The organism is Pusillimonas sp. (assembly GCF_044464525.1).
In the GTDB taxonomy this organism is placed as follows: domain Bacteria; phylum Pseudomonadota; class Gammaproteobacteria; order Burkholderiales; family Burkholderiaceae_B; genus Pusillimonas.
Genome location: NZ_JBIQLE010000007.1, coordinates 18,822 through 43,661 on the forward strand (window position 1 = coordinate 18,822; position 24,840 = coordinate 43,661).

At 55.8% G+C, this 24,840-nt stretch carries 31 protein-coding genes; 19 read left to right on the forward strand and 12 right to left on the reverse strand.

The features are described 5' to 3' along the window. Nucleotides 1–5 precede the first annotated feature (5 nt). The gene (locus tag ACIY1O_RS05545) at nt 6–872 is read right to left on the reverse strand and encodes an FAD binding domain-containing protein (protein WP_397474096.1); all 867 of its coding nucleotides are present in this window, start codon (nt 870–872) and stop codon (nt 6–8) included. A 443-nt stretch (nt 873–1,315) separates the two neighbouring features. On the opposite strand from ACIY1O_RS05545, the gene ACIY1O_RS05550 reads away from it, so the two are divergent. Then, nucleotides 1,316–2,089 carry a LytTR family DNA-binding domain-containing protein gene (locus ACIY1O_RS05550; protein WP_397474097.1) on the forward strand — a complete coding sequence of 258 codons (774 nt, stop codon included), beginning with the start codon at nt 1,316–1,318 and terminating at the stop codon, nt 2,087–2,089. Between the two features lie 82 nt (nt 2,090–2,171). Here ACIY1O_RS05550 and ACIY1O_RS05555 read toward each other — a convergent pair whose 3' ends face one another. The 4 genes from ACIY1O_RS05555 to ACIY1O_RS05570 all read right to left on the reverse strand — a co-directional run bounded on the left by ACIY1O_RS05555 (nt 2,172) and on the right by ACIY1O_RS05570 (nt 3,995). After that, a complete protein-coding gene (locus ACIY1O_RS05555; protein WP_397474098.1) occupies nt 2,172–2,420 on the reverse strand; it encodes a helix-turn-helix domain-containing protein in 249 nt (82 codons plus the stop codon). Nucleotides 2,421–2,510: 90 nt separating this feature from the next. Continuing rightward, entirely contained in the window at nt 2,511–3,329 is an 819-nt protein-coding gene (locus tag ACIY1O_RS05560) for an alpha/beta fold hydrolase (RefSeq protein WP_397474099.1), read from the reverse strand. Nucleotides 3,330–3,460: 131 nt separating this feature from the next. Beyond that, on the reverse strand, nt 3,461–3,748 hold the full coding sequence (locus ACIY1O_RS05565) for a BrnA antitoxin family protein (RefSeq protein ID WP_397474100.1): 288 nt from the start codon (nt 3,746–3,748) through the stop codon (nt 3,461–3,463). After that, nucleotides 3,714–3,995 carry a BrnT family toxin gene (locus ACIY1O_RS05570; RefSeq protein WP_397474101.1) on the reverse strand — a complete coding sequence of 94 codons (282 nt, stop codon included), beginning with the start codon at nt 3,993–3,995 and terminating at the stop codon, nt 3,714–3,716. Before ACIY1O_RS05570 ends, ACIY1O_RS05565 begins: the two co-directional genes overlap by 35 nt. A gap of 378 nt (nt 3,996–4,373) precedes the next feature. Between ACIY1O_RS05570 and ACIY1O_RS05575 the strand changes: the two genes are divergently transcribed. Next, complete coding sequence (locus ACIY1O_RS05575; protein WP_397474102.1) at nt 4,374–5,132, forward strand: SDR family oxidoreductase; 759 nt, start codon at nt 4,374–4,376, stop codon at nt 5,130–5,132. A 392-nt stretch (nt 5,133–5,524) separates the two neighbouring features. Here ACIY1O_RS05575 and ACIY1O_RS05580 read toward each other — a convergent pair whose 3' ends face one another. From ACIY1O_RS05580 to ACIY1O_RS05590, 3 genes are all read right to left on the reverse strand, one after another. Next, nucleotides 5,525–5,767 carry an AbrB/MazE/SpoVT family DNA-binding domain-containing protein gene (locus ACIY1O_RS05580; RefSeq protein ID WP_397474103.1) on the reverse strand — a complete coding sequence of 81 codons (243 nt, stop codon included), beginning with the start codon at nt 5,765–5,767 and terminating at the stop codon, nt 5,525–5,527. A 157-nt stretch (nt 5,768–5,924) separates the two neighbouring features. Continuing rightward, the gene (locus tag ACIY1O_RS05585) at nt 5,925–6,212 is read right to left on the reverse strand and encodes a helix-turn-helix domain-containing protein (RefSeq protein ID WP_397474104.1); all 288 of its coding nucleotides are present in this window, start codon (nt 6,210–6,212) and stop codon (nt 5,925–5,927) included. Then, complete coding sequence (locus tag ACIY1O_RS05590) at nt 6,187–6,306, reverse strand: type II toxin-antitoxin system RelE/ParE family toxin (protein ID WP_397474105.1); 120 nt, start codon at nt 6,304–6,306, stop codon at nt 6,187–6,189. The genes ACIY1O_RS05585 and ACIY1O_RS05590 overlap by 26 nt, the downstream gene beginning before the upstream one ends. A gap of 422 nt (nt 6,307–6,728) precedes the next feature. Here ACIY1O_RS05590 and ACIY1O_RS05595 point away from each other — a divergent pair, with 422 nt between their 5' ends. After that, entirely contained in the window at nt 6,729–6,920 is a 192-nt protein-coding gene (locus ACIY1O_RS05595) for a hypothetical protein (protein ID WP_397474106.1), read from the forward strand. Nucleotides 6,921–6,936: 16 nt separating this feature from the next. Here the strand turns inward: ACIY1O_RS05595 and ACIY1O_RS05600 are convergent, their stop codons facing one another. Next, nucleotides 6,937–7,338: a type II toxin-antitoxin system HicB family antitoxin gene (locus ACIY1O_RS05600; protein ID WP_397474107.1), complete on the reverse strand. Its 402-nt coding sequence runs from the start codon at nt 7,336–7,338 to the stop codon at nt 6,937–6,939. Between the two features lie 346 nt (nt 7,339–7,684). Here ACIY1O_RS05600 and ACIY1O_RS05605 point away from each other — a divergent pair, with 346 nt between their 5' ends. From ACIY1O_RS05605 to ACIY1O_RS05675, 15 genes are all read left to right on the forward strand, one after another. Continuing rightward, nucleotides 7,685–9,589 carry a flagellin N-terminal helical domain-containing protein gene (locus ACIY1O_RS05605; protein WP_397474108.1) on the forward strand — a complete coding sequence of 635 codons (1,905 nt, stop codon included), beginning with the start codon at nt 7,685–7,687 and terminating at the stop codon, nt 9,587–9,589. Between the two features lie 215 nt (nt 9,590–9,804). Beyond that, on the forward strand, nt 9,805–9,969 hold the full coding sequence (locus tag ACIY1O_RS05610) for a helix-turn-helix domain-containing protein (protein WP_397474109.1): 165 nt from the start codon (nt 9,805–9,807) through the stop codon (nt 9,967–9,969). Then, a complete protein-coding gene (locus ACIY1O_RS05615; protein ID WP_397474110.1) occupies nt 9,969–10,121 on the forward strand; it encodes a hypothetical protein in 153 nt (50 codons plus the stop codon). Before ACIY1O_RS05610 ends, ACIY1O_RS05615 begins: the two co-directional genes overlap by 1 nt. 141 nt (nt 10,122–10,262) lie before the next feature. After that, nucleotides 10,263–11,963 carry a methyltransferase regulatory domain-containing protein gene (locus ACIY1O_RS05620; protein ID WP_397474212.1) on the forward strand — a complete coding sequence of 567 codons (1,701 nt, stop codon included), beginning with the start codon at nt 10,263–10,265 and terminating at the stop codon, nt 11,961–11,963. A 738-nt stretch (nt 11,964–12,701) separates the two neighbouring features. Next, the gene (locus ACIY1O_RS05625; protein ID WP_397474111.1) at nt 12,702–12,992 is read left to right on the forward strand and encodes a type II toxin-antitoxin system RelE/ParE family toxin; all 291 of its coding nucleotides are present in this window, start codon (nt 12,702–12,704) and stop codon (nt 12,990–12,992) included. Between the two features lie 9 nt (nt 12,993–13,001). Continuing rightward, complete coding sequence (locus ACIY1O_RS05630; RefSeq protein WP_397474112.1) at nt 13,002–13,334, forward strand: HigA family addiction module antitoxin; 333 nt, start codon at nt 13,002–13,004, stop codon at nt 13,332–13,334. A gap of 225 nt (nt 13,335–13,559) precedes the next feature. Beyond that, nucleotides 13,560–14,159, forward strand: coding sequence for an FmdE family protein (locus ACIY1O_RS05635; protein WP_397474113.1), 600 nt, complete (start codon nt 13,560–13,562; stop codon nt 14,157–14,159). 299 nt (nt 14,160–14,458) lie between these two features. Beyond that, the gene (locus ACIY1O_RS05640) at nt 14,459–14,797 is read left to right on the forward strand and encodes a helix-turn-helix domain-containing protein (RefSeq protein WP_397474114.1); all 339 of its coding nucleotides are present in this window, start codon (nt 14,459–14,461) and stop codon (nt 14,795–14,797) included. Nucleotides 14,798–15,359: 562 nt separating this feature from the next. Continuing rightward, complete coding sequence (locus ACIY1O_RS05645; RefSeq protein ID WP_397474115.1) at nt 15,360–16,430, forward strand: oxamate carbamoyltransferase subunit AllG family protein; 1,071 nt, start codon at nt 15,360–15,362, stop codon at nt 16,428–16,430. Nucleotides 16,431–16,435: 5 nt separating this feature from the next. Further along, nucleotides 16,436–17,191, forward strand: coding sequence for an SDR family NAD(P)-dependent oxidoreductase (locus tag ACIY1O_RS05650; RefSeq protein WP_397474116.1), 756 nt, complete (start codon nt 16,436–16,438; stop codon nt 17,189–17,191). A 67-nt stretch (nt 17,192–17,258) separates the two neighbouring features. Beyond that, nucleotides 17,259–18,317 (forward strand): aromatic ring-hydroxylating dioxygenase subunit alpha, encoded by a 1,059-nt coding sequence (locus ACIY1O_RS05655; protein ID WP_397474117.1) that lies wholly within the window; start codon nt 17,259–17,261, stop codon nt 18,315–18,317. Nucleotides 18,318–18,376: 59 nt separating this feature from the next. Next, nucleotides 18,377–19,525: an ABC transporter substrate-binding protein gene (locus ACIY1O_RS05660; RefSeq protein ID WP_397474118.1), complete on the forward strand. Its 1,149-nt coding sequence runs from the start codon at nt 18,377–18,379 to the stop codon at nt 19,523–19,525. Between the two features lie 67 nt (nt 19,526–19,592). Continuing rightward, on the forward strand, nt 19,593–19,916 hold the full coding sequence (locus ACIY1O_RS05665) for a 2Fe-2S iron-sulfur cluster-binding protein (protein WP_397474119.1): 324 nt from the start codon (nt 19,593–19,595) through the stop codon (nt 19,914–19,916). A 13-nt stretch (nt 19,917–19,929) separates the two neighbouring features. Continuing rightward, nucleotides 19,930–21,177 (forward strand): NAD(P)/FAD-dependent oxidoreductase, encoded by a 1,248-nt coding sequence (locus tag ACIY1O_RS05670; protein WP_397474120.1) that lies wholly within the window; start codon nt 19,930–19,932, stop codon nt 21,175–21,177. A gap of 112 nt (nt 21,178–21,289) precedes the next feature. After that, nucleotides 21,290–22,438 (forward strand): ABC transporter substrate-binding protein, encoded by a 1,149-nt coding sequence (locus tag ACIY1O_RS05675; RefSeq protein ID WP_397474121.1) that lies wholly within the window; start codon nt 21,290–21,292, stop codon nt 22,436–22,438. Between the two features lie 51 nt (nt 22,439–22,489). Here the strand turns inward: ACIY1O_RS05675 and ACIY1O_RS05680 are convergent, their stop codons facing one another. Further along, the gene (locus ACIY1O_RS05680; RefSeq protein ID WP_397474122.1) at nt 22,490–22,738 is read right to left on the reverse strand and encodes a BrnA antitoxin family protein; all 249 of its coding nucleotides are present in this window, start codon (nt 22,736–22,738) and stop codon (nt 22,490–22,492) included. Between the two features lie 4 nt (nt 22,739–22,742). Continuing rightward, on the reverse strand, nt 22,743–23,123 hold the full coding sequence (locus ACIY1O_RS05685) for a BrnT family toxin (protein WP_397474123.1): 381 nt from the start codon (nt 23,121–23,123) through the stop codon (nt 22,743–22,745). A 259-nt stretch (nt 23,124–23,382) separates the two neighbouring features. Between ACIY1O_RS05685 and ACIY1O_RS05690 the strand changes: the two genes are divergently transcribed. Further along, nucleotides 23,383–24,033, forward strand: coding sequence for a carbonic anhydrase (locus tag ACIY1O_RS05690; RefSeq protein ID WP_397474124.1), 651 nt, complete (start codon nt 23,383–23,385; stop codon nt 24,031–24,033). A 259-nt stretch (nt 24,034–24,292) separates the two neighbouring features. Here the strand turns inward: ACIY1O_RS05690 and ACIY1O_RS05695 are convergent, their stop codons facing one another. Beyond that, entirely contained in the window at nt 24,293–24,766 is a 474-nt protein-coding gene (locus ACIY1O_RS05695; protein WP_397474125.1) for a CBS domain-containing protein, read from the reverse strand. Between the last annotated feature and the right edge of the window lie 74 nt (nt 24,767–24,840).

Genomic DNA, 24,840 nt, shown 5'->3' on the forward strand with positions numbered 1-24,840 from the left:
TCCGGTTAGCGCGAGGCTCTTGAGTAGGCGGTGCGCAGGGCGCGTTCTGTCATGACGCCGGCCATGGCGGTCTTGTATTCCACGTCGCCGCGCAGGTCGGCGGCGGGTTCGCATACAGACATCGCCAGTTTTGCGGCATGTGCGATGGCCTGGTCGTTAAGCTCTTGGCCCAACAAGGCGGTTTCGGCAGCGCTTGCCCTGAGGGCAGTGGGCCCCAGGTTGGTCAGCGCGATGGAAACCTGTTCGACTGTTGTGCCATTCATGCGTAGCAAAACGGCCGTGGCCGCCGTGGCAAAATCGCCGGTTTTGCGCTTGAGCTTGCTGTAGCAATACCCCGTTCCCGGAGCGGGCGTGGGGATGCGGATTTCCGTGAGTATTTCGGTGGGTTCCAGGGCGGTGTAATAGGTGCCCAGGAAAAAGTCTTCCGCAGCCACAACGCGTTCTCCGCCGGGGCCGCACAACACGAAACTGGCCCCAAGCGCCAGCATGATGGCCGGGTGATCATTGCCCGGGTCACCATGGGAAATATCGCCGCCCAGCGTGCCCATGTAGCGCACCTGGGGGTCGGAGATAAGCCTTGCGGCCTCCACCAGCAGGGGGCATTTCTGTTGAAGCAGTTCTGACCAGATCAGCTCGTTCTCGGTCGTCATGGCGCCGATGCGGATTTTGCCGCCCGTTTCCTGAACACCCTTGAGGCCGTCGATTTTGCCCAGGTCGATTAAATGCCCCGGCTGCGCAAAACGCAGTTTCATCATGGGCAGCAAGCTGTGCCCGCCGGCGAGCAGCTTCGCATCATCGCCATATTGGCCAAGCAGGCTGATCGCGTCGGGCAGACTTCGGGGGGCATGGTATTCGAACCGATGAGGGATCATGATTGTCTCCGTCTGTTATATTGTTTTTTTGTGATGTGCTATGAAGCATGGCATCAACCATTGGCGCGATTCAATTCAATTGCACGAACTGCGGTTTGCCAGCGTAGACGGCCCTGAATCCAGCGCGAATTGCGTTCGTCGAGGTTTTAGGCGGGCGATCTTGGCGGCTGCCATAGCGAGGTTTTCGTGACCGGGGTTTCGTGGCAAGTGCTTCGTGACAAGAGCTACATGGCAGGGCTTCATGACAGAGCTTCATGACAGAGCTTCATAGCAGGGGCTTCATGACAGAGCTTCATGACAGAGCTTCATAGCAGGGGCTTCATAGCAGGGGGCTGCCATGGAACGAGCCACCACGCCGAAGAAGCCTTTATGCCAAGGCTTTCCTGAAAGATTTATGTAACACTTCGTTATAAATTGGCCGGACAGAGCCTGGGGAGTGTGCGATGCGGGAGACACCAGTAAACGAAACATTCCAGCACCGCCTGGAACAGTTCAATCCGGGCATGGTGTGGCTGGATATGTCCAATCGCGTTACCGCGCTGAACGACATTGCCATGCAGATTCTTGGGCCTGCGGCAGAGCAATCATTGGGCGTTAAAAAGAACGGGTTGTTGGGGCTGAATGTGTTGCAGCTTCACCCAGAGCGCAGCCGTGGAAAGCTCAGCTTCATCCTCGATTCGCAAGACCCTGTGGGCTGCCCGGTAAAGTCGCCACCGCCGGTGGCCATGATGATCAACATCCCCGACAAGGTGTTGATGATCAAGGCCTCAAAAATGGTGGGCGCCGACGGCATCTTGGGCACCTGCATGGTGTTCTACGACTTAACCGATGTAACCACGCTGCCGGGCCCGGCCATTTCGGCACAGCCCGTACCGCCCCGGCGCCTGTACAAAATTCCCGTATTTCGCAAGAACCGCGTCGTGCTTATCGACCTGCCCGAGGTAGTGCGGTTTCAGGGCGATGGCCACTACACCACCATTGCCACCAAGGACGAGCGGTACTTATCCAACCTATCTTTGTCAGACCTTGAAAGCCGCTTGGACCCTGACGTGTATATACGCGTTCATCGCAGCCATATTGTCAGCATCCCGCATATTGTCGAGCTGGTGCGCAACAAGGATTCCACCAGCTTGTCGATGGAAGACAACGAACAGTCGCTCATCCCCGTCAGTCGTGCCAAGGCGGCGCAGTTGAAGGAGCTTTTGGGGATAGTTTGAGTCAGGTGTGAGCGGGCTTGCGAAATGGCAGCACACGGCATAGTGATCTTGAACGGATTGGCCCTTGGGATTCTGCCCAGTGTCATTCTGAATCAGGCAATCGCTCCAAGTCTTTGCGTGTCAGGTTGCGTGACTCCATGATATGGGTCAGAAATTCGATAGGGTCCGGGTCTGCCATTGGAAAATGTTCGCGCTCGTACTGTTCGATCAGCAAAGACAGCACCTCAAGCCGATCAGTGGCGGGCGACTTGGCGGGAGCATCCCACAGGCGATCCACTTCAGCCAGCGCTGCCTGGTAGTCCTTCTTGGTGTGGATGGGTTTGAGTTCCATGGCGGACTCCTTTAAATCGTCTCGACGTTAATTTTGTCGTACTGGAGACTTTATGAGCACACAGACGTGTCTCGCGAATTACCACCTTGCTTAATACACTGGCTGCGCGTCGAGGAACATTTCAATCTGAGCATTGACCTGATCAGCATGCGTCAGCGGCGCCAAGTGCCCACCTTCGTTGAATACATGAACCTGCCAATGCGGGCAGGCTTGCACTAGCACCTGCTGTACCGCATGTATGGCCGGCAGCGTATCGCGCGCGTACATCAATAAGCTGGGCAGGGTCAGCCCGGCGTAATCGCCAAGCTTTGTGGTGTTGTTTTGCAGGGCTCGTCCCTCATGCACGCTGGCGCCTATGGACGCCGCAAAGCGGGTCCGGCGCTCTTCGGGCAGCGCGTTCCAACTGGCTTCGTCGGACCAGAACACAATAAAGTGGCGCGCAGCTTGCTCAAGCAGGCCCTGTCGGTAAAGCGCTTCCGTCTCGTCCATCATGGCCACCATGCAATCAAAGCCTTCTGTGTCGCCATGATGCTGCAACAGATGAAAAGGGTTGGGCTCGTACATGGCAAGGCTTGCCACCTGATTGGATCGGAGAAGGGCAACTTCCATCGCCACGACTCCGCCCAACGAATGGCCCACCAGGTGAACCGGGCCGGGGATCATATCCATAAGCGCCAGCACCAGTTCGGTATGGTCGAGAATTGTCTGGGCCTTGTCGTCAGGCCAGGGCGTGGTTTGACCATACCCGAACAGATTGACGGCGATTACCCGATAGCGCGACGCAAGCCTGTCGACAAGGTGACGCCACTGCCGATTGCTGCTGGACGCGCTGTGGATCAGCAGTACGATAGAGCCCTTGCCCTGGTCGAGATAATCAATGTGCCGGTTGTTGACTTCCAGAACGGGCATGGGTGATGAAAGTAGTTGGGAACGACTGGATTCTAGCAGTTGAGGTCAAGGCTTAAGAGCTGCCTTCCATAACTTTGCGTAGCCTGGCCCTGGATTGAAGTGCACTGGGAGCGTTCTTGACGTTTGCCTTGTTACTGCGGGTGATTTTTAAGCCAATCTTGCAGGGCTGAATCGATGCGGGATTGCCAGCCGGGGCCAGTGGCGCGAAAGTTCTTAATTACGTCTGCAGATAGACGGATGGTAATGCGTTCCTTCGTAGGGCCTTTCTGTGGACCACGACGCCGCATGCCCAGTTTGGCTTGCAGCCTGCCGGGCAGCACTGCGGCGGCAGGCCGGAATTTTTTCATATCTTCTTCGGTAAGCTCGCGCACTTCGCCGTCGTGATCAATCAGGGGCTTGGTGGTGTTTGGCATAAGCATTGATCTCCCGCCTATTGGCTTTGCGTAAACTGATAACGCGCAAGCCTGTTTCTGTTTCGGTAAACACTACCACATGCAATCGCTCTTTGATGCGTCCGACGCCAACGTAGCGCGTTTCGCCGTAATCTTTACGAATATCCGGATAGATGACTGCGGTAGAAAAATCGAATTGCTTGATAGCATCGAATGACAATCCGCGCTCAGTGAGGTTTTTGCTGTTCTTGACTGAATCGTATGTGATGTCCACAGTTCAAATTGTACGTACAAATCGCTTTTATGCAAGCGCTTTGTTTACGCGTTCCTTTTCACTTGATCTGTTGATCACTGTCTCATAGCGCTCCCGCGCAATGAATATGTGTTGCTGCAATCATCACACGTTAAAAGTACGTACCGAGGGAATCATGGAACTCAAACCCATCCGCACCAAGAAGGACTACCACGCATTGCTGAGCGTCAAGGAAGAGGCGCTCCCACCCATTTGGGCCATCACTGTGTGCACCAATGGCTTCTCAATAGGCCTGCCCTTGCGTTCTCCGTCTTCCGAGTCTGCAAGCAAGAAATGGATAGCAGAACCGTCTCTCGCACAAATAGACTCTCATGACGTATTACTCAGGAGAGACACGTCATGGAATTGGAAAGTAAGACTATTATCATCACCGGCGCGAGCAGCGGGATCGGCGCGGCGGCGGCGCGGTTGTTCGCATCCGAAGGGGCCAATGTGGTGCTCGGCGCGCGCCGAGCCGGAGAGCTTGAAACCCTTGCGGAAACGATTAGTCAAGCCAATGGCAAAGCCGTGTTTTTGGCCGGAAACGTAAGGGACGAGGGCTACGCTGATGCTCTTGTCGATCTTGCGACAAAGGAGTTCGGCGGATTGGACGGCGCATTCAACAATGCCGGTATTGTGGGCGAGATGCAGCCTGTCCCGGATATGACCATCGGCAACTGGATCGATGTGATTTCAGTCAATCTGACGAGTGCGTTCTTGGCAGCCAAGGCGCAGATTCCGGCAATGAAGGCGCGCGGGAAAGGCTCTATTGTCTTCACCTCGTCATTTGTGGGTTTCAGCAACGGTGGCATGCCGGGTATGGGAGCTTATGCGGCATCGAAGGCGGGATTGATCGGCTTGGTGCAGTCGCTGGCGTCGGACCACGCCGTCGAGGGCATACGCGTCAATGCGCTATTGCCGGGCGGCACGATCACGCCAAGCGGCGGTGAAGGAAACCCGGCCGCTTTGGAGTTCATCGCCAGTTTGCATCCCATGAAGCGAATGGCAACTCCCAAGGAGATTGCGCAGGCAGCCTTGTTCCTCCTTTCTGATCGATCCAGCTTCATGACCGGGAGCCCGATGAGCGTAGACGGCGGGATATCCGTTCGGCTGACATGACGGTGGTCGTTGGCAGCCATGTTTCTGCACTGGGGCCTTTGCCGTTTGGCTTGCGCAGCCACGCCTCTAGCCTGAGAGCCAGTTCAACTGAAATGGCTGCGTGTCCGTGCAGCACACGCGACAACGCCACGCGGCTTACGCCTGGCGTATGTGCCTTAGCGATAGTTGATCGGCGGCTTCTGCTGCTTAAAAATGTGCCCAACTAAATTCGGGTAATGGATTTCGTCCGGCCCTTCTATGACGAGTGCCTTGCCGTGTTGCTTAATTGATCCGCTTGCCCGCAGGTTCTGGACTGATTAGCGAAAGAGTCGGGAAATAACTGCGATATCGCTTGGCATCACGGGTTAATAAAGGAACATCCTCCAACAAGATATTGGTGTCGATCAGAGTGGTCACTGTTTTTTATTCGCTGAGCGTGTCAGTTGCATGATCTGATCAGTGGACATGCTTCCCTTGGCTGACCCTCTAAGTTTCCTGAAGCGGCTTTGAGGTTCGATACCCGAAGCCTTGTGCTGCAGGTATACGCGGCCATCGTTTGCAATTTCGAAACCGATTTCAGCACCGGGATGCAGCCCGAGCAGATCGCGCACCGACTTTGGGATAGTGACCTGTCCCTTGCTAGTGAGTGTTGTCATGGTGCACTCCCATGTCATGTGGTAATACCCTAATTTTACAGGTATTACCATAGGCGCCATAGGCGTCGGGATCGCTGCCGATCATAGGGTATTACAGGAATTCATCCAAGGGGGTAAGCCACTAGGCAGTGTACCGAGTAGTGCGGCAAAAAAACGCTCAGACAAAACGGACTTCCAGGCGTTTGCCCAAAGCTGCAGCGTATTTTTGCAAGGTGGCGACCGAGGGTGAGTGCTTACCCGTCACCAAGGCGTTTTCCAAACGTGCCACGGCAGGCGCTTGAGTACCCATGCGTTCGGCCACTTGGGCTTGTGTCAGTCCAGCTTCGGCTCGCGCCCTCAGGATCGCGTCGAGCATAGGCATCTCTTCGCGCTCAATACGCTCGTACTCCGCCCGCACAGCGGGATCCTTGAGCATCTCTTCAACGAGCTGTTTGTGCGTTTTCATCTTTAATCTCCTTTAGACGGCGTTCCGCCAAGCGCCGCTCTTTAAGCGGTGTCTTGTCGGTTTTCTTCACGAAACTGTGGAGTACTGCAAACAAGCCTCTCGCAGCTCGGTGTCATTTTTTTCCTGTAATGCCTGGGTCAGCCATTTGCGCAAGCGGTCAAGAGATTCTTGGGTACTTTCCCAGTCGCAAGAATCATGTCTGACACCGGACTCGTTCCAGCTCGTGCTCCAACGATAGCTGGGTAGTAATGCTTCGAAGCCTTCAACATTCTGCTGTAAGCCACCCGGACAAAGCGGCTAGGGAAGAGGTGTAGGCTGACCTTCAATTGCGGTAGACGAGAAACCTGCCAGTCAATAAAGCCTTGGACATTGGAGAGTGCTTAAAACTGGCTTTTGTTCATGCTGCCCTGTTTCCTGTTCTGAAGTGAAGTTTCATCTGTATTCGCGTATGAGGTTCTAAATATGCAGTTAAGTAACTTAAGTTAATAAAGCCTCTCAATAGTAACGAAAGCGCCTTTGTTTGCTAGCGGTGGCGCGGCAACCAGGGTTGAATTCGCCCAGGGCGGCTTCACAGCCAACGACGGTACGGACAAACATGGCACGGTTCTGCGGTTGAATAAAAAAGCGGTGAGCCTGCGTAGCCAACGTGCCGCGCTATTTGAAGACGTCTTCCATGCATTGAGCGTGGAGGATCTGTCCGGTCGTTAAGGCACTCGAGAACAGCTTAAGAACGACCTTCCATAACCCTGCGAGCCGCTTCCACAAGAAACCCACTGCGTGTGGCGCCGTGTGCTTTCACGTAGCTATCAATTTTTGCCAATACCCGGCGCGGAACGGTGATATTGATTTTTTCAGTGCGCCCGTCGAAGCGTGAAGTATCAACGTCAACGATCGCCCACACGCCGTCGATAAACTCAGGATTACGTCGGTGTGTGGCGATGCGAAGTGGTAGCGGTATGTCGTGACCGTCTTCCACCAAACCTTCAAGATGCAGATCAATCGCTTCTATAACGGATTCCAGCGCTTCTTCAAAGCTATCGCCCGCCGAGAAGCAGCCGGGTAAATCGGGCACCGTAACGCCGTATCGGACGCCGTCGTCTGTATGTAGCACTACCGGAAATCGCACGTTACCTCCTACTTTCTCAAACAAATCGGTATTCGTAGAAGCCGACCGTAGCTTTACAACCAGCTAAGGTCAAACCCTAAACTTCCCTCGCCGCTCGCCGTCAACCTGTACATCAAGCAGTCGATTTTGTTTCGCCGGCAGGGTTTGTCAAAAAAGTAAATCCGCGCTAAAGCCACACGAAACGGCGCTTTTATCCCTAAAGTAAAAACATCGGGCTCCGTAATCCAGGCTGTACAGGAAATACCGGGCCTGCCCAACACCCAGGTGAAGGGCCAGGATTCCACCCGGAAACGGGCTTTCCTGGTCAACCGGCGGTTATGCCGCCTTTTCCCTACAGGAGTAATCCATGTCTGTTATTAATACCAACTACCTGGCTCTGGTTTCGCAAAACAACCTGACCAAGTCGCAAAGCGCCCTGGGCACGGCCATTGAGCGCCTGTCTTCCGGCATGCGCATCAACAGTGCCAAGGACGATGCCGCCGGCCAGGCCATCGCCAACCGCTTCACGGCCAACATCAAGGGCCTGACCCAAGCCGCTCGTAACGCCAACGATGGTATCTCCATCGCTCAGACGACCGAAGGCGCACTGAACGAAATCAACAATAACCTGCAGCGCATCCGTGAACTGTCGGTTCAGGCCGCTAACGGCTCGAACTCGGAGACCGACCTGGAGTCCATTCAAGCTGAAATTACGCAGCGCCTGGATGAGATTAACCGAGTGTCGGATCAGACACAGTTTAACGGTGTCAAGGTGCTGGCTCAAAAAAATGATCTGACCGTGCAGGTTGGATCACGTGATGCGGAAACCATCTCTGTTAACTTGCGCCAGATTAACTCTACCACCCTGGGTTTGAGCACCTTCAACATCGAAGGCGCGATCACCGGCAAGGAGATGACGGCGATCACAACAGGCAACGAAATCGAGACGACTACTACCGTCAACATCGCTGCCAACTCCTATGCGGTGTCCAACCCTGGCGGCACTACTCTCGCACTGGATGCCGACGACCCGCTTTGGGCATCAAAAACGGCAGGCGAATTTGTGGTGAAGGCCGAAGACGGTAAATTCTATGCTCTAGAATTTAACGCAGCAACAGAAAAATGGGTCTGGGACTCGTCTGCAGGCCCCGTAGCTGACACCACTGTTGATGTGGATGGTGGCCCGGTCACAAGCCTGCCGGTATACAGCACCGTTGATGGCTCCGAAGCTGTTGATCTTGCTGACTTAGTTACCGTCGTTACCAACAATGGCTCTGGGAATAACACAACAGACCTTGATCTTGACTTAGGCACGCTCTACCAGCTGACGGATCGAACCAATGACCCGACTGGCACGCAGTCGTTCGCCGTCAAAGCAAGCGATAATAACTACTATATCGTTACCGGTTCGGCTACGCTTAACGGTGGCGGTGACCCAGCAGACCCAGCAGACTACACGTTTTCATGGGACGCCATTGACGTTGATGTGCCCGCTAATCTGGACCAGATCAGCGCCGACAACGTCGGCGCCGCAGTTACCCGAATTCAAGTAGGTACCTTTACTGCAACTCCTGACGTCGACCTGCACAACGACAACCTGGATTCTGCGCCGACTGCTGTCAATCTTTTCGCTCTGGCAGATGGTAAAGGCTACGTCGTTGAGGATAGCGATGGTAATTATTTTGAAGCTGATATAACTGACCCCGCTAACATCACCTGGAACTCCAGCAGCACACAAGTTGATGCATCTCTGGTCGACGCCGGTGCCGGTAAAGAAATCACTGAGCTCGTGACGGGCACGGCGAACGGAGTTATTTCCGGTCTTGGTACTGGTGAGTCACTGCATAGCTACGAAGACGCCGACGGAAACACGCAGTACGTCGTTCAAGGCTCTAACGCCGATGGTGAAACAACGTACACACGTGCCACTATTTCAACCGATCCTTCGACCGGCAATATCACCGTAACCAAGAGCACGGCTGAAAATGCGGCCATGACGGTAGATCCGTTGGCTATGCTTGATAAGGCGTTGCAGAATGTTGACAGCCTGCGTTCCGAGCTTGGTGCGATTCAAAACCGCTTCCAGTCCACCATCGCCAACCTGAACAACACCGTCAACAACCTGTCCGCAGCCCGTTCGCGCATTGAAGACGCCGACTACGCAGTCGAAGTCTCCAACATGACCCGCGCGCAGATCCTGCAGCAGGCTGGTACCTCGGTTCTGGCACAAGCCAATCAGGTTCCGCAGACTGTGCTGTCGCTGCTGCGTTAATTCGCAACGAGGATTGGTAGGTTTCAACTGGCCCAAACTTTTCGTCCATCTGAAAAGACTTGAGCCGGGATAAGAAGTCAGTAAAGCTGGCCCCTTTAGCCCAAAGCTTCAGGGGCCATTTCAATACGCGATATATCAATGACGGAGCAATTGGAAAAACAACGAGAATTCAACCACGCCGCAATGGCTTAGGGGTAACACGGACTACGCTTTCGATGCTGCTCAACGAGCGTTCGCACCTATCCTCGGAGAAGGCCTTTGGCGTGTCAATGGACACGCTCATGCGAATGCAGAACAGCTATGACATTGCCCAGGCCCGGAAGCGTGAAGGTGAAATTAAAGTCAAGCCGTTCAAAGGCAAGCAGCCTGCAGTGGCCTGATGGCAGATCTGAAACGCTGGACGCTGCAGATACTCGACGCTCAATGCATTGAAGACGTATTCAGTATTCAAATAGCGCGACACCAGCGCGCGGGTGGCGCCAATGGCACAGGTGGCGTACTCATGGGTGGAACCGTTCGAAGAACGGTATAAGCCGACAAATCCGTTCTGTTCTGCGCTTTTCCAGCTGCTTGCGGGCGCTATGCTGTTGTTTTTCCAGCATTTCGAGCGCTGCCTGCTTGCCGTTGCAAATTGCAGAGCGCCACTCTCCATCAGGAGCCAGAATTGACCACCATGCAAGAGCCCGTCGACGGCATTGAGAACGCTACGCAGCAGGCAAACCGGGAAATTACCGAAGCCTATGACAAGCGCGTTTACACTTCGAATGCCTTTCCGTTTTCTTCTCCGGGGCATCTGCGCGCGGCCGCGCACTTGTATGGCCTAAGCTCGGTACCCCTGGAAAACGCCCGCGTGTTGGAGTTGGGCTGCGCAGGCGGCGGCAACTTGCTGCCTTTTGCGGTGGCTTACCCGAAGGCGCACGTGGTGGGTGTGGATTTGTCTTCGGTGCAGGTGGAGCAGGGCAAGGGAGTGATCGAAGCCCTGGGCATCGGAAAACTGCATCTGCACGCGATGAGCCTTACCGACATCACGCCCGAGTTCGGCCAGTTCGACTACATCATTGCGCATGGCGTATTCAGTTGGGTGCCGCCCGAGGTGCGCGAGGCCATGATGCGCATCCTGCGCGAAAACCTGTCGCCCCTGGGCTTGGGCTACATCAGCTACAACACGTATCCAGGCTGGAAGGCGGGCGACATCGTGCGCGACGCCATGCTGTTGCACAGCCACGGTGTGGAGTCCGAGGAAGACAAGCTGGCCAGTGCGAAGGCGGTTTTGAATCTGCTTTCCGAGGGGCTGGCCGGCAACAATCCGTTGGCGCCTTCCCTGCGTGGGGCCGTGGCGCAGTTGCGCAAGCAGTCCGATTACTACATTGCCCACGAATATCTCGAAGCGTTCAATAACCCCTGCTATTTACTGGAGTTTGCCAGCCTGGCCAGTCAGCATGGCCTAGCGCATGTGGGCGACGTCGAGCCGCATGTGGAAATGTCGGCCACCTATGGGCAAAACGTACAGTTGAACCATAGCCTGGTGGCCTTGGGCCAGCCGCGCGAGATGCGTCAGCAGTACCTGGATTTTGCAGTGGGGCGCAACTTTCGCAAGAGCTTGGTGGTGCATCAGGAAAGGGTGCAGCAGATTCTAGCCAGCGTCGAAACAGAACAGTTGGCTCAATTGCGTTGGGCGGGGCAGTTTACCGAGGTCGAGCCCGAGGCGAACGCGCCTGCGGGCAGGCGTGCCTTTCGCAGTTACAAGAATCGGCCCCTGTATACCAGCGAGGCCGCCGTCATCGGCATTGTGCAGGCGCTGTCAGGTGCATGGCCCGCCAGCTTAAGCTTTGACACCTTGCTGGCGCGGGTACAACCGGGGTTGCCCGAAGCCGGCGATGATGCGGCTGCGCGTAACGTGGTGTTGAACGCTTTGCAGACCTTGTTCCGGCTTAACAGCCTGCGCTACGCGTTTGAGGCTTCACCTTACGAACAGGCGGAATCGGTGGTTTCGCCCGGTGAGCTGAAGGGTTCTGAAGCTGATGCTTCACAGGCCGCCGGTGCGGCGGGGCAGGGCGCGCCCCAGCTCATCCAGGGCATGGCGCATATTCACCAGCAACGCCAGGACCCGGCTTTTGGCGTGGGAATGTACAACCTGTGGCATGACAGCATCAACCTTAAGCTAAAAGAAGCCGAGGCCTTTCTGCTGCCCCATATCGACGGCAGCCGATCCCGCAAGCAATTGGCCACCTTGCTACGTGATGCGTTGAATCGAGGCGACTTCCCTTTCACCGACGGCAAATCCCTGAAAGGCCAACGCAACCTGGACGCCACGGCGGACAAGATTGTGGGTAAGTTGCTTGATCTGTTGAGTCGGCAGGGGTTGTTGGTGTAGCGGCGGGCGGTAGTGGGCTGAATCGAACCGGGAATCGCAGAGGCTGTTTGGTTAAAGTAAAACAGGTTCCGCGAGTCCCGGTTCGATTCAGTTGAAGGTAGAACCTGGCAACTTCTTCATCATCGACACGCATACCACGTTGCCGGAGGATGGCTATCTGTTGGCCGTAGGTCGTTGAGGGTTTTGTGAATGGAAGTTTCGGCGTCGTCATAGCACGCTTATGCCGTAGAGTGGCCTGTCGACTGACGATGCACTGGCCCCAGAAATGAGTAACCCGCCGGTTTGAGGATACGCTTGCGCGCATAGCCTTGGCGGGTCTTGTTACTTGAATTGTATCTGACTTTCAGGGCGAGGGGTAGATACTGATCCAGCTCGGTTCCCCACGTTGGCCTGTCGCAGCAAGTCTATAACTATGAAGGCTTGGTGGAAGACGGCCACGACATACCGCTTCCACTTCCCATCGCCACACACACCGCGCCTAGTCGTAGGGCGCACGCGAGCCGTGAAGGATAGTAGGGGTGGGGAGAGGACTATTGGCAGGCATGTCTTCTTGGAAAGCTTGCTCAATAGATCTAAGGAAGCAGTGCGCCTGTTGGTCAAGTTCGAGTACGGGTCGGCTTCTACGAATACCTAGTTCCTTGAGATGCTGGAATACTAACAATCCAATGATTCAGCCGCACCGGCGAATGTATTGCGTAACTTGACACCGAACGAACCTCCTGTTAATTTGCATATTACATGAAGATCAGAAACGTGATCCATAAGGGGCTGCGACGCTTCATTGAGCATGATGATGCCAGCGGTCTACAACCCGCCGTTGTGCCAAAAATCAGACGCATGGTCACTTTCCTTCAGGAGATGGAGCGAGAGAATGAGCTGCGTACGGTGCCAAGCTGGAAAGCTCATACGCTGATTGGCGACCGCCAGGGTACGTGGAGCTTGTCCGTAACGAAAAATTGGCGGATGACGTTTCGGATCATTCAAGATGGGCTCGAGATCATCGACCTTGATTATGAGGATTATCACTAGAAGGTGACCATGAACTCTGCTGCTGGTTTTCGCATGAAGAGCCCCGCGCATCCGGGCGGATTTATTAAGCACGAGATTATCGAGCCGCTCGGCCTGTCGGTAACGGCGGCGGCGGAAGCGCTAGGGGTAACACGGGCTACGCTTTCGACGCTGCTCAACGAGCGTTCACATCTTTCGTCGGAGATGGCCTTGCGGATTGAAAAGGCCTTTGGCGTGTCTATGGACACACTCATGCGAATGCAGAATAGCTATGACATCGCCCAGGCCCGAAAGCGTGAAGGTGAAATCAAAGTCAAGCCGTTCAAAGGCAAAAAGCCTGATTCGCAGCCTGCCGTGGCCTGATGGTATTTAGGGGGCATGACTAGAGTCATTACACGAAGGACCGCCGCTCTTGCCTGGGCACCGCACGCGGATATCGACGCGGGGCCCAAATCTTACGGCCTGCCAGTCGCAAATGGTGGGTCGCGAACTCACATCTGAAACCACAACCTCAATCGGGTCTATCACGCGTTTCTTATCGCGTCGCGATACAGTATCTGTGGTCTTGTCATCATGGATGCGCTCAACATGGCTTACCCCAGTTTTTTCGATCAGATTCCCACCATTACGCTGCGTGATCCGCTTTCCCGGCTGCTGGGTTCGGCCGAAGATGGTCTTATCGAATATTCCTATGCCGAGGTGGTGAAGCTTACCGGGCATTCCTGCCCGACGGTGGCGGGAGCCTGGCTGATGACCACGCGCGCCTTGAAACGGCTGTATGGCGATGAGGCTCCCACCCGAGGCGGCATTGCGGTTTCGTTTCGCAATAGCGCTGTGGAAGGCGTGACGGGTGTTATTGCCAGTGTGGCGGGCTTCATTACCGGGGCCACGACGGATACTGGCTTCAAGGGCCTGCGCGGGCAATTCGACCGGCGCAACCTCATGCACTTCGAGCAGCCCATCGCGGGCGAGATCCGCTTCGAGCGGCTCGACACGGGGCAGGGCGTTACGGTCAGCTTCAATGCGTCGGTGGTGCCGCCGTCGGCACAGATGATGCCCCAGCTTTTTGCTGCGCTGCAGGCCGACGCCACGCCCGAGCAGCAGGCGGCCTTTGCCGAAACCTGGCAGGGGCGGGTGCGCACCATCTTCCAAAACGCCGACCACCCAGGGCTGATCCAGTACCACTGAATTGCTTTTGGCCTACTTCAATTGGATTGCTTGCAAATCACAACAGGGTGAGAGCTGGCATGCCTACTTGTGGGGTTTACACGGGCGGGCAAAAGAGTCTTTGGGGCTTCATGCGCTTGTAAAACCTTTCTATAGTTCTTGAACCTCAGCTCAGAAAAGCAACTTGACGGAGTGGTTCATTGAACTACAATTGCAATGTAGTGTTCGAGTGGGACGAGATCAAGAGCAATATACACCCAGGTATCACACGGTACGTATTTTTTCCGCTCGAAAGGCCAACCAGCGCGAGGTCCATCGTTATGAAAATCGTACGAACGAAAATTGATCCATCTGCGCCAGCTTCGTTGCGGCAGGGAAAGGTCGATCTCGCCAGGGTAGACGCTACAACCGAACGGCAAATCGCCCAACACCAACTGGCCGACGACAAAGACGCTTTGCAAGACGCTGCGAGGTTCACCGTGCGTGTTCGCAAGCGCTTGGGGTTGAGCCAATCGCAATTTTCCCAGCGTATCGATGTTCCCATTGAAACGATACGCAACTGGGAGCAAGGAAAGCGCTATCCGACCGGGGCCGCCAAGGCCTTGCTAAGGGTGCTGGACCGCGAGCCCGAGGCTGCGTTGCGGGCATTGGAAGGGTAGTCTTTTCTTTACTCTTCCTCAGCAAGGATATCTTGGATAGCGTCAACATCCGCGTTTCTTTCAAGGTAGCGAGCTTTCTCGCTACAGGTCGTCGAGACTGACTTCAGCCGCTTGATCAAGCGGCTTCATACGTGTGCTGCCGTAAGGCAAAAAGTCGAGCATATAACGCAAACATTAATGATCGTTCTCGACACTGACATTCAGTGCACACATTCTAAAAAATCCATGAGAACGACATAGAAATGCCGATATAAAACTCATTGTGCGATGCACAAAGCGCTGTTCTTCCGGGTTTTATTTCATGGGTATTTTCCCTAGCTTTTCTAGCTGTAAGCCAGCATTTACCAGGGGTTTCACTTGTCTAGACCATTTTTGTGCCCATTCTTTCGTTGACATTCAAAAAGAAACCTAATTAGACTAGTCCTAAAGATGGAACATTAGTAAATTAGTTTGCTTACCTTGGTTTTTCCGGCCGCCCGGTGCCGTGAATTGTTCAGCATACTGAGCTAAAAGCGCGACATTTTCGTCGCTCCAATCAACAGTTATGTTCGGAGATGTATGGATGTCCAATGAAGCTAGGCTTATTCGTCTGGTTCGCCTTGAAGACGCGGTATCGAATCTTCCGGCCCGCACTCTGTTTCATGCGGGTCCTCCCTATAAGGGCCAACCGCCCGGTGCGGTACTTAATGCCGCAGCGCATGCCGCCGTGCTTGAGGGGTGGTCGCCGGACTTTGATGCAGCCCGTAGCGCCATAGCCGGCGAAGGGGCGGGCATCCGGCTGCTGCCGGCGCAGGATCACGGCATTGTCGTGCCCCTGGCGCAGGTGGCTGGGCCATCTACCTGGTGTTGGGAAGTGGGCAATGACAAGTTGCGTGTTTATTCTCCTGTCAGCGAGGGCGGGCCCCCGGCGTTGCGGTTTGGCTCGGCCGACCCGCGCAGCCGCGACAATGCCCTTGGCTGGTGCGCCAAGCTGGCCGAGCACGCGAACCCCTTGCTGGAAAAAACAGCCATTCATCCAGAGCAGTTGATGCGCAAGGCCCACGAAATGGGTGACGACGGTCATGCAGTGGTGCAGGCGGGTACGGGCTTGCTTGTGGATGCTCTGGAAGGGCTGCCCGAAGAGTTCAGGGCCGCCATACTTGCCAACGCCGGCTTTGCTCTGACGCCATGGATGGCTTATTGCGGCTGGAAGCTGGGCACGAATGAAAACGGCATTTCCGCCATCGGTGGAAACGGTATTGAGTTCGGCATCAAGCTGAAGGGCAATGATACCTGGAACAGTGTTTCGGCCCCGTCGCCAAGCGGGCCTTACTTCAAGCCGGAATTTGCCGACGAGTCGCTGGGCGCCATCGGCGACAGCGCGGTGGTGGATACCTGTGGCTTTGGCGGGCAGGCATTGCAGCATGCGCCTGTGTTGCTGAAGGAATGGAACGATTATCTGCCTGCGGATGTGGCCGAACGGCCCAAGCAGCTGCTGGACCCGCAAACCGGTTGTCTGGACCCCGCCCGCATCGTGGCGACGGGTATGTCGCCCATCATCAACCTGGCCATCTTGCACCGCGAAGGAGCAGACACGCCTATCGGCCGAGGGCACTATTGCCCCCCGGCCAGCCTTTTCGACAACAAGGGGTAGACATCATGCCATTGAGCCACAAGGTTGCTGTCGTTACGGGCGGTGCGATGGGAATAGGGTATGCCATTGCAGAGCATTTGGCCGGGCAGGGGGCGTGCATTGTGGTTGCCGATCTGGCCAATGCGGATCAGGCGGCCCAGAAGCTTCAGGCAAAAGGGTTTGATGCCGTTGGCGTCAAGGTGGATGTGTCCAGCGAAGAAGACACCGAGAAAATGGCGGCTGCGGCGCTGGAGGCCTATGGCCGGCTCGATGTGCTGGTGAACAACGCAGCCATTTTTTCGACCATCGAGCAGAAGCCCTTCGAGCAGCTTAGCGTGCAAGATTGGCGCACCATCTTCGATGTGAATGTGATCGGGCAGTTTCTGTGCTGCCGGGCTGTTTTGCCAGCTTTCAGAAAGCAGGGCGGCGGGCGGATTATCAACATTTCCTCGGGCGTCGCCTTTAAAGGCAACCCGAACATGTTGCATTACGTGGCCACGAAGGGGGCGGTGATCTCAATGACGCGCGCCCTGGCCACCGAGCTTGGCGATGACAACGTTCTGATCAACAGCGTGGCGCCGGGCTTCACGCTTAGCGAAGGGATACTCAAGAACCCCGAGCTGGCTGATAAGTCTTCGAAGTTCTCGATCAAGGGCCGCGCCCTCAGGCGCGACATGTTGCCCGACGATGTGGTCGGCGCGGTGGCGTTTTTTGCCGGGCCGGGGTCTTCATTCATTACTGGGCAGACGATGGTGGTCGACGGCGGATCGTACTTCCACTAACGCTTTTGCGGGTTGGCTGGTGCTTTCCTTATTGAACTCAACTCTTAAAAAGGTCAAGGAGTAGGTCATGGAATTTGTCAAGAATACTTGGTATCCGGTGGTGTGGTCAGATCAGGTCGATCGCACGCTTAAGCGCCACGTAATCGCCAATGAACCGGTTGTGGTGTTTCGCCGAACCGACGGCAAGGTAAGCGCGCTTCATGATGCGTGTCCTCATCGGCTTGCGCCGTTGTCGCTGGGCACGCTTATAGGCGACCACGTGGAATGCGGCTATCACGGCATGACGTTCGACTGTTCGGGCACGTGTGTGCGTATCCCCGGCCAAGAAATCATTCCCAAGAACGCCGTGGTGAAGTCGTACCCGATTGAAGAGCGGTATGGCTTGGTCTGGATCTGGCTTGGCGACCCGGAACTTGCCGATGTCGACAAGATGTTCAATCTGCCGCAGTACGGCCAAGAGGGCTGGCACGCGGTGCAGGGCGGGGTGCTGCGTATCGAGTGCAATTACCTTAGCCTGGTTGAAAACCTGCTTGACCCGGCGCACGTAACCTTCGTGCATAAATCCACGCTGGGCACGCCGGCGGGGGCCAGCATCCCGGTCAATAACGACTATGGCGAAAACTCCATTTCGGTATGGCGCTGGATACCCAACGCGGCGCCTATCCCCTTGTTCGAGAAGTTCGCCAAAATGACCGGCCAGGTCGATCGCTGGCACTACTACAACTACACCACGCCGTGCTTCTTTGATATTGACATGGGAACTTGCCCGGCGGGGTCCATCACCGATCCGGAACAGCGCCACACTGGTGTGCAAATGCATTCTTGCCATGTCCTGACCCCTGTGGACGAGCGTACGGTGCTGCAGTATTGGTTCCACGTACGCAACTTCCGCACGGACGAGCCGGAAATTGATGCGGAAATGAACGCGGCCCTGGATTTTGCCTTCAATGAAGACAAGGTGATTCTTGAGCGCATTCAGAAAGAAGAAGAACGTAATCCAGATGCCAAACGCATCATTCTCGGCATCGATGCAGCGCCTCGCCGCATGGCCAAGATGGTGCAAAAGCTTATAGAGGAGGAAAAGTCCGGAAAGGAACAAAACGTCGCCGAGGCCGCAACCTTATGACGTGGCGAACTACATATAAAGCAGCAAATACGCAATAACACTAGGAGACAAACATGAGAATGACACGTATCAAAGCGCTGGTTGCTGCTCTGTCGGTGGCGGGCGCGGCACACGTGCAGGCAGCCGAAGTGATCAAGATCGGTGTGAACCAACCCTTGACAGGAGTGGTGGCGGCGGCGGGCACGTTCGTGGCCGAAGGGGCAAAAATCGCCGCCGCTGAAATCAATGATAACGGCGGGGTTCTGGGAAAGAAGCTTCAACTGATTATCGAAGACAACAAAAGTAATCCGACAGAGTCCTCGAACGTTACCGAAAAGCTGATCGTGCGCGATAAGGTACCGGCCTTGCTGGGTGCATGGAGCTCTACCTACACCTTGGCTGCCATGCCCAAGCTGATGGAATACAAGATTCCCATGCTGGTGGAAACCGCCAGCTCCAGCAAGATCACCAAGCAGGGCAACCCCTATGTGTTCCGCATCAGCCCCACCAGTGTGATGGAGGCCGAAAGCTTTGCCGAGCGGGTCAAGCCGATGGGCATCACCAGGGTGGAATTCCTGGTCGTGAATAACGACTGGGGCTTGGGCGCCGCCGAGGCGTATGGCGCCATGCTCAAAGAGCAGGGCGTGGAAGTGGGCAAGACCCACATCATGGACGCAGCCGCCCAAGACATGACCTCGCAGCTTTCCGAGATCAAGCATGCCCGCAATGCTCCAAGCCATATCTTCCTGACCAGCGGCACGGAACAGATCACCTTGGTGATGAAGCAGGCTGAGGCGCTGGGCCTGAATTTGCCGGTGATCACCACTGGGGGGATCATGCCGCAGCAGTTGATGCAGCACGCAGGCTCGGCCGCGAACAACACGTATCACGTCATGTTCTTCGTGCCCTGGTTCCCGGACGCCACATTAAGCCCGGATCGTGCGCGGGATTTCATCGCGCGCTGGGAGAAGGCAAAACTTGACCCCGCCGGGATGCCGGAAGGTGCTCGCGGATACGACGGCATCCAGGCGCTGGCCGCAGCCATCGAACTGGCCGGAGAGCCCGACCCCAAGCTCATTACCGAAGCGCTCTGGAAGGTTGAGTTCGACGGCTTGACGGGCAAGGTCCAGTTCCACGAGGACGGTCCGGAAGGCAAGGCAAGCGGACAAAGCACGCCGATGACCTACCTTGTGAAGATCGAAGACGGAAAGATCGTCAACGCTGACTAAGCTTCAACGCGGCAACCCATGTGCCGGCATGCAGGCGCCGGCACATGGCAACAGGAATAGGTAACACATGGCTAGCATTAACTACGTTGATCCCGCGGGGGATACCACCACGCTCGACTTGCCCGAGGGGCACAGTCTGATGCAGGGCGCAGTGCAAAATGGACTGGACGGCATTATTGGCGAGTGCGGGGGGTCTTTGGTTTGCGCCACCTGTCATTGCTATGTCGACCCAGATCGCCTTGGCGAATTGGACCCTCCCAGCGAGGAAGAGCTTGAGCTGCTTGAAGACGTGGCGGCCGAGCGGAAACCCAATAGCCGGCTTTCATGCCAGATCAAGGTAACAGCTTCGTTGGACGGGCTGACTATCGTTATGCCCGACACCCAGGAATGAACCGGCGGCCGATATGGAAAACCACATCATCATAATCGGAGCGGGCCAGGCGGGCTTGCAGGCCGCCGAAGCGTTGCGTGCCGAGAAGTACGAAGGGCGGATCACGCTGCTTGGAGACGAGCCCGATGCCCCTTATCATCGGCCGCCTTTGTCGAAGGCGGCGCTGAAGGAAGGCTTTGCGCCGGAACAGCTCGTCATGCGCGGGCAGGCGGTGTTTGATCGCAAGCAGATCCAGCTGCGCACCGGGTCGCGTGTCAGCGCCATCGACCCCGGCAGCCGCACGGTCACCCTGAGCAATGGAGAGGCGCTTCAGTATTCGGGCCTGATCTTGGCAACGGGCGCCACTCCGCGCCGGCTTCCGGGCAGCCAGGATGATTCTGATGCGGTCCATGTACTAAGATCGCGCCAACATTCCGCCGCCATTGCACAACGCCTGGGCTATTGCCGTGAAAGGCAGTTGCCGGTGGTTGTTATCGGCGGCGGATTCATCGGCCTTGAAGTGGCGGCGGTGGCCCGAGACATGGGTTTGGAGGTGACGGTGCTTGAGGCCGGGCCAAACCTAGTAGGCCGAGTCGCCACGCCCGCTTTGGCCAGTTTTTACGAGCGCCGGCACCGCGAACGCGGCGTGCACATAGAGCTTGGCGCACAAGTTGCAAAAATTGAAACCGACGGCTCGGATGAGGCCGCTATACATCTGTCTGACGGCAAGCGCTTGCAAGCCGGCCTGGCCCTGGTGGCCATAGGCATCGTGCCAAACGACCAGCTTGCCAAGGCAGCCGGACTGGAGTGCGAGCACGGCATCGTGGTGGACGCCTTGGGCCGCAGTTCTGCGCCCGGCATCGTGGCCGCCGGCGATTGCACTGCGCGCCGTTGCGACGACGGCACACTGCTGCGCCTGGAGTCTGTGCAAAATGCGATAGAACAAGGCAAGGCCGCGGCGCGCACCTTGCTTGGGCAAGAGCGGCCTTTTGAAGATGTGCCGTATTTCTGGTCGGATCAGTACGATTTGAAATTACAGATTGCCGGCGTCGCCAGAGGCGTTACTGCTTCCGTTGTTCGCGCCGGAAGCAGCGACAACGCTTTTTCCATATACCACTTTGCCGATGATCGCCTGGTCTCGGTGGATACGATCAACTCCGCCAAAGAACACCTGACAGCCAGAAAACTATTAAAAGCGGGTGTTTCTCCATCTATAGAACAAGTACAAGACCCAGGCTGCGACCTGGCGGTGCTGCTTATTGAGCATGCAGCACAGCATTAATCGAATTCCACCCTTGTAGTCAGGGGGTGTTCGATCCGCCGAGCGATGCGCGGACAAAGCGCGGCGGCCACGTAGTGTTATCAAAACAATGCATCCGGGAGGAGCTATGAAGATGACAAGCAAGTTGTTGACTGGTGCAATCGCAGCATGTTTTATTACCGCATCAGCGTACGCTAAAGAAACTATAAAAATAGGTGTGAATTTGCCGCTTACGGGCGTGGTGGCAGCCTCGGGCAACTTCGTTGCCAATGGCATGAAGGTGGCGGTCGAAGAGATTAACGCCAAGGGCGGTGTGTTGGGAAAACCATTGCAGTTGATCATCGAAGACAATAAAAGCAATCCGACAGAAGCCGCCAACGTCGCCGAGAAGCTTATCGTGCGAAACAAAGTGGCTGTGATGCAAGGCGCGTGGGGTTCCACCTATACGCTTGCAGCCATGCCCAAGCTGATGGAATACAAGGTTCCCATGGTGGTCGATATAGCCAGTTCCACCAAGATCACAACCGACGGAAACCCCTATGTATTCCGGGTGGCCCCCACCAACCTCATGGAAGCGCAGAACTTTGCGCCGCACATCAAGACCCTGGGCATCAAGAAAGCCGACTTCCTGGTGGTGAATAACGACTGGGGAATCAACGGCGCCGAAACGTTCGGCGGCGTTCTGCGCGAAAACGGCGTCGAAGTGGGTCAGGTGCAGATGATGGACGCCACCGCCCAAGACATGTCATCGCAGTTGGCTGTCATCAGGGCAAGCGATGCCGATTCTCTGTTCTTGACCACCAGTGTCGAGCAGGCCACCTTGATCATGAAGCAGATGCAATCCCTGGGCATCAAGCGGCGCGTAATTACGTCGGGCGGCGCCATGCCGGACCAGTTGATAGAGCAAGCCGGCACGGCGGCCAATGGAACCTACCACATCATGCTGTTCGTGCCCTGGTTCCCAGACGCCACCCCCGACCCTGAAGCGGCCCGCAGTTTTGTAGCCTCGTGGAAAGGCCATAAATACGATCCTTACGGCATGCCGGAAGGGGCCCGGGCATACGTGGGCACACTCACCATTGCGCAAGCCATAGAGCGGGCGGGCGTCGTTGAGCCCGAGGCGATCCGCAAGGCCCTATGGGAAACAGACTTCATCACCATAGCTGGAAGAATCAAGTTCGCGAAGGAGGGGCCGGAAGGCAAGGAAAGCGGCCAGGCTCATCCCATCAGCTATCTGGTGAAGATTGATGATGGGAAGGTCCAATTGGTTGAGGAGCCGTAGGAATCAGTGAGTATTGCAGGGTGTTCGCCCTTGGTGGAACGGGCGAACACCCTATGCGAGACCAGTATCAATGGCCTTCTTTAGCGCATCGTTGATTCGTGTTTGCCAACCAGGACCGCCGGCTTTGAAATGTTCAACAATGGCAGGATCAAACCGGACTGTCGTTGCTACCTTGGTGGGGCGACGTTGCGGCCCGCGACCGCGCAGCTTTTTTTGTAAAGATGGGGGCAACTCTTCAACGCCGACCGCCCGGTCAAACATATCTTGTGTCCATTCCGGGTTTTCTGCATCTACCAACATAGGGCTAGGTCTTGCGGGTCGTTTGTTCATAACGGAGTATCTCGCGAAAATTGGCTTTGCGAAGACTAATGACTCGTATGCCCGAGGCGGTTTCCGTGAAAACCAGCGCGTGAACTCTGCCGGAGATTCGGCCCAGTGCAAAATAGCGGATTTCGCCATAATTTTTGCGTTGATCCAGCACGATACGGGCAGTTTCAAAATCAAAGTTCTCTACTATGGAAAAAGGCAGGCCTCGAAGCAACTCATTTCTCGCAGACTTTGCTGGATCAAATGTAATTAGCATCTTTATTGTACTAACGATTTGTGTGGCGATGGTGCTTGCTGTCACCGCTTCAATGAAATCTCGCTGAAACGGCGGGCTGTGCCGTCGTTTGGATTTCAGCATTTTCAACATACCGCCGGAACTTGTTCTTGTCCTGCTGAATGCAGCGTTTATGTCCTGGGTTTGTTGAGCTAATAAGCCAGCAGGGTCAAGTGCCCACGAAAAAGCTCTTCGTCAAATTCTGATGCTTTATGCGCCTGTTTCGCCAACCTTGAAAAGGGCATAATTACAAAGTTTGCCGTGCCGATGTAAACCCCGTGTGCAAAGCGGGCTTGCTGGGTTGAGCAGGCATTTATCGATAAATACACATGGGGTTCTAAAGATGTTGCCATCCAGACTTACAGAAGGTTATCGAAGCTTTTTAGATGGCCGGTTCAAGACCGAAAGCAATCGATATGAACAATTAAGTGAATCGGGCCAGCACCCCGAGATCATGCTCATCGGCTGTGTCGACTCCCGGGTTTCGCCGGAGGTTATCTTTGATGCCGGGCCGGGCGAGATGCTTGTTGTGCGCAACGTGGCCAATCTGGTTCCCAAGTACGAAACCGACCCCAGGGCTTCGCACCATGGCACTAGCGCGGCGATCGAGTTCGGCGTCAACGGCCTCAAGGTCAAGCATATTGTTGTATTGGGCCACGCATTATGTGGCGGCGTGCGCGCGTTCCACGATTGCGGCGAGCCGCTTAGCCAGGGCGATTTCATCAGCAAGTGGATGGCGCAGATCGAGCCGGCCGCCAAGCGCGTCGGGCCCATGACGGGCGATATTAAAACCCACCTGAAGCGGCTTGAACTGGCCGTTGTCGAAGAAAGCCTCAACAACCTGCTGACTTTCCCTTTTGTGCGTCGCGCCGTTGAAGCGGGCGAGCTGGAACTGCACGGCGCTTACTTTGGCGTGGCCACGGGGCTGTTGTTCTTACGGGATCCAGCCACGGGTGAGTTTCGAGCGTGGCTGGAAGAAACCGAAGGGCAGTGAACTGAATTGGTGTCGCGCTGCTCAGCAGCTTGGTCATATTTTCTTGCGCCGTGCCGCTTAATTACAGTGCATCTAGTATCTGACAATATGTACGCTCTGAGCCCTGAGCCCCGAGGCCAATCCCAAAGTTCTAGCTCAAAGCTCCGGACTCAAGCCCCGACTTCAAGCTCCGGCCCAAAGTTCGGAGTCGAGAGTTCGGAGCCCAAAGCCCAAAGCCCAAAGCCCAACGCCTCGTGCGGTTATCGGGCGAGCCAGCCTTTTACGCGTGAATAACCGCCGCAGGCAGGTCGTTGATATAGGCTTTCAAATGGCCGTTCTCGGCCTCTTGCTCGTCGTGCACGGCGCGGGCCACGTCGTAAAATGACAGCACGCCCAGCACCACGCCGTTGTCCACCACGGGCATGAAACGCTGCCGCACCTTGATCATCACACCGCGCAGTGTGTGTACATCCATCTGCGGGTCGACCACGATCGGGTCGGCGTTCATGACGTCTTTTATTTTTAGTTTTTCGAGCACGACAGGCGGTTCGTCGCTGGGCCGAGACTGTTGCCGCGCGAGTGTGTTAATAACCTCGCGAAAAGATAGCAGCCCCACCAGGCGGTTGTCATGCATGACCAGCAGCGAGCCAGAATCCTCGTTTGCCATGGTCACTATGGCGTGAGTCAGAAGCGTGTCCGGCGTGGTGGTATATATAACGCCAGTCTTGCCTTTGAGAATGTCGATGACGCGCATATCAGTCTCCTGTTGAGAGCGGCATGGCTTCAGTGTAAAATAATATGGTCATACCGTAAATAGTATCTTATCAA

Coding starts and splice junctions, on each gene's coding strand:
- ACIY1O_RS05575 (WP_397474102.1), top strand. CDS start 4,374: ATGGAATTGGAAAGTAAGACTATTATCATCACCGGCGCGAGCAGCGGG.
- ACIY1O_RS05630 (WP_397474112.1), top strand. CDS start 13,002: ATGAACTCTGCTGCTGGTTTTCGCATGAAGAGCCCCGCGCATCCGGGC.
- ACIY1O_RS05620 (WP_397474212.1), top strand. CDS start 10,263: ATGCAAGAGCCCGTCGACGGCATTGAGAACGCTACGCAGCAGGCAAAC.
- ACIY1O_RS05695 (WP_397474125.1), bottom strand. CDS start 24,766: ATGCGCGTCATCGACATTCTCAAAGGCAAGACTGGCGTTATATATACC.
- ACIY1O_RS05690 (WP_397474124.1), top strand. CDS start 23,383: ATGTTGCCATCCAGACTTACAGAAGGTTATCGAAGCTTTTTAGATGGC.
- ACIY1O_RS05555 (WP_397474098.1), bottom strand. CDS start 2,420: ATGGAACTCAAACCCATCCACACCAAGAAGGACTACCAGGCAGCGCTG.
- ACIY1O_RS05680 (WP_397474122.1), bottom strand. CDS start 22,738: ATGTTGGTAGATGCAGAAAACCCGGAATGGACACAAGATATGTTTGAC.
- ACIY1O_RS05560 (WP_397474099.1), bottom strand. CDS start 3,329: ATGCCCGTTCTGGAAGTCAACAACCGGCACATTGATTATCTCGACCAG.
- ACIY1O_RS05675 (WP_397474121.1), top strand. CDS start 21,290: ATGACAAGCAAGTTGTTGACTGGTGCAATCGCAGCATGTTTTATTACC.
- ACIY1O_RS05635 (WP_397474113.1), top strand. CDS start 13,560: ATGGCTTACCCCAGTTTTTTCGATCAGATTCCCACCATTACGCTGCGT.
- ACIY1O_RS05610 (WP_397474109.1), top strand. CDS start 9,805: ATGCTGCTCAACGAGCGTTCGCACCTATCCTCGGAGAAGGCCTTTGGC.
- ACIY1O_RS05545 (WP_397474096.1), bottom strand. CDS start 872: ATGATCCCTCATCGGTTCGAATACCATGCCCCCCGAAGTCTGCCCGAC.
- ACIY1O_RS05660 (WP_397474118.1), top strand. CDS start 18,377: ATGACACGTATCAAAGCGCTGGTTGCTGCTCTGTCGGTGGCGGGCGCG.
- ACIY1O_RS05580 (WP_397474103.1), bottom strand. CDS start 5,767: ATGACAACACTCACTAGCAAGGGACAGGTCACTATCCCAAAGTCGGTG.
- ACIY1O_RS05585 (WP_397474104.1), bottom strand. CDS start 6,212: ATGAAAACGCACAAACAGCTCGTTGAAGAGATGCTCAAGGATCCCGCT.
- ACIY1O_RS05625 (WP_397474111.1), top strand. CDS start 12,702: ATGAAGATCAGAAACGTGATCCATAAGGGGCTGCGACGCTTCATTGAG.
- ACIY1O_RS05655 (WP_397474117.1), top strand. CDS start 17,259: ATGGAATTTGTCAAGAATACTTGGTATCCGGTGGTGTGGTCAGATCAG.
- ACIY1O_RS05685 (WP_397474123.1), bottom strand. CDS start 23,123: ATGCTGAAATCCAAACGACGGCACAGCCCGCCGTTTCAGCGAGATTTC.
- ACIY1O_RS05645 (WP_397474115.1), top strand. CDS start 15,360: ATGTCCAATGAAGCTAGGCTTATTCGTCTGGTTCGCCTTGAAGACGCG.
- ACIY1O_RS05665 (WP_397474119.1), top strand. CDS start 19,593: ATGGCTAGCATTAACTACGTTGATCCCGCGGGGGATACCACCACGCTC.
- ACIY1O_RS05605 (WP_397474108.1), top strand. CDS start 7,685: ATGTCTGTTATTAATACCAACTACCTGGCTCTGGTTTCGCAAAACAAC.
- ACIY1O_RS05640 (WP_397474114.1), top strand. CDS start 14,459: ATGAAAATCGTACGAACGAAAATTGATCCATCTGCGCCAGCTTCGTTG.
- ACIY1O_RS05615 (WP_397474110.1), top strand. CDS start 9,969: ATGGCAGATCTGAAACGCTGGACGCTGCAGATACTCGACGCTCAATGC.
- ACIY1O_RS05670 (WP_397474120.1), top strand. CDS start 19,930: ATGGAAAACCACATCATCATAATCGGAGCGGGCCAGGCGGGCTTGCAG.
- ACIY1O_RS05550 (WP_397474097.1), top strand. CDS start 1,316: ATGCGGGAGACACCAGTAAACGAAACATTCCAGCACCGCCTGGAACAG.
- ACIY1O_RS05650 (WP_397474116.1), top strand. CDS start 16,436: ATGCCATTGAGCCACAAGGTTGCTGTCGTTACGGGCGGTGCGATGGGA.
- ACIY1O_RS05565 (WP_397474100.1), bottom strand. CDS start 3,748: ATGCTTATGCCAAACACCACCAAGCCCCTGATTGATCACGACGGCGAA.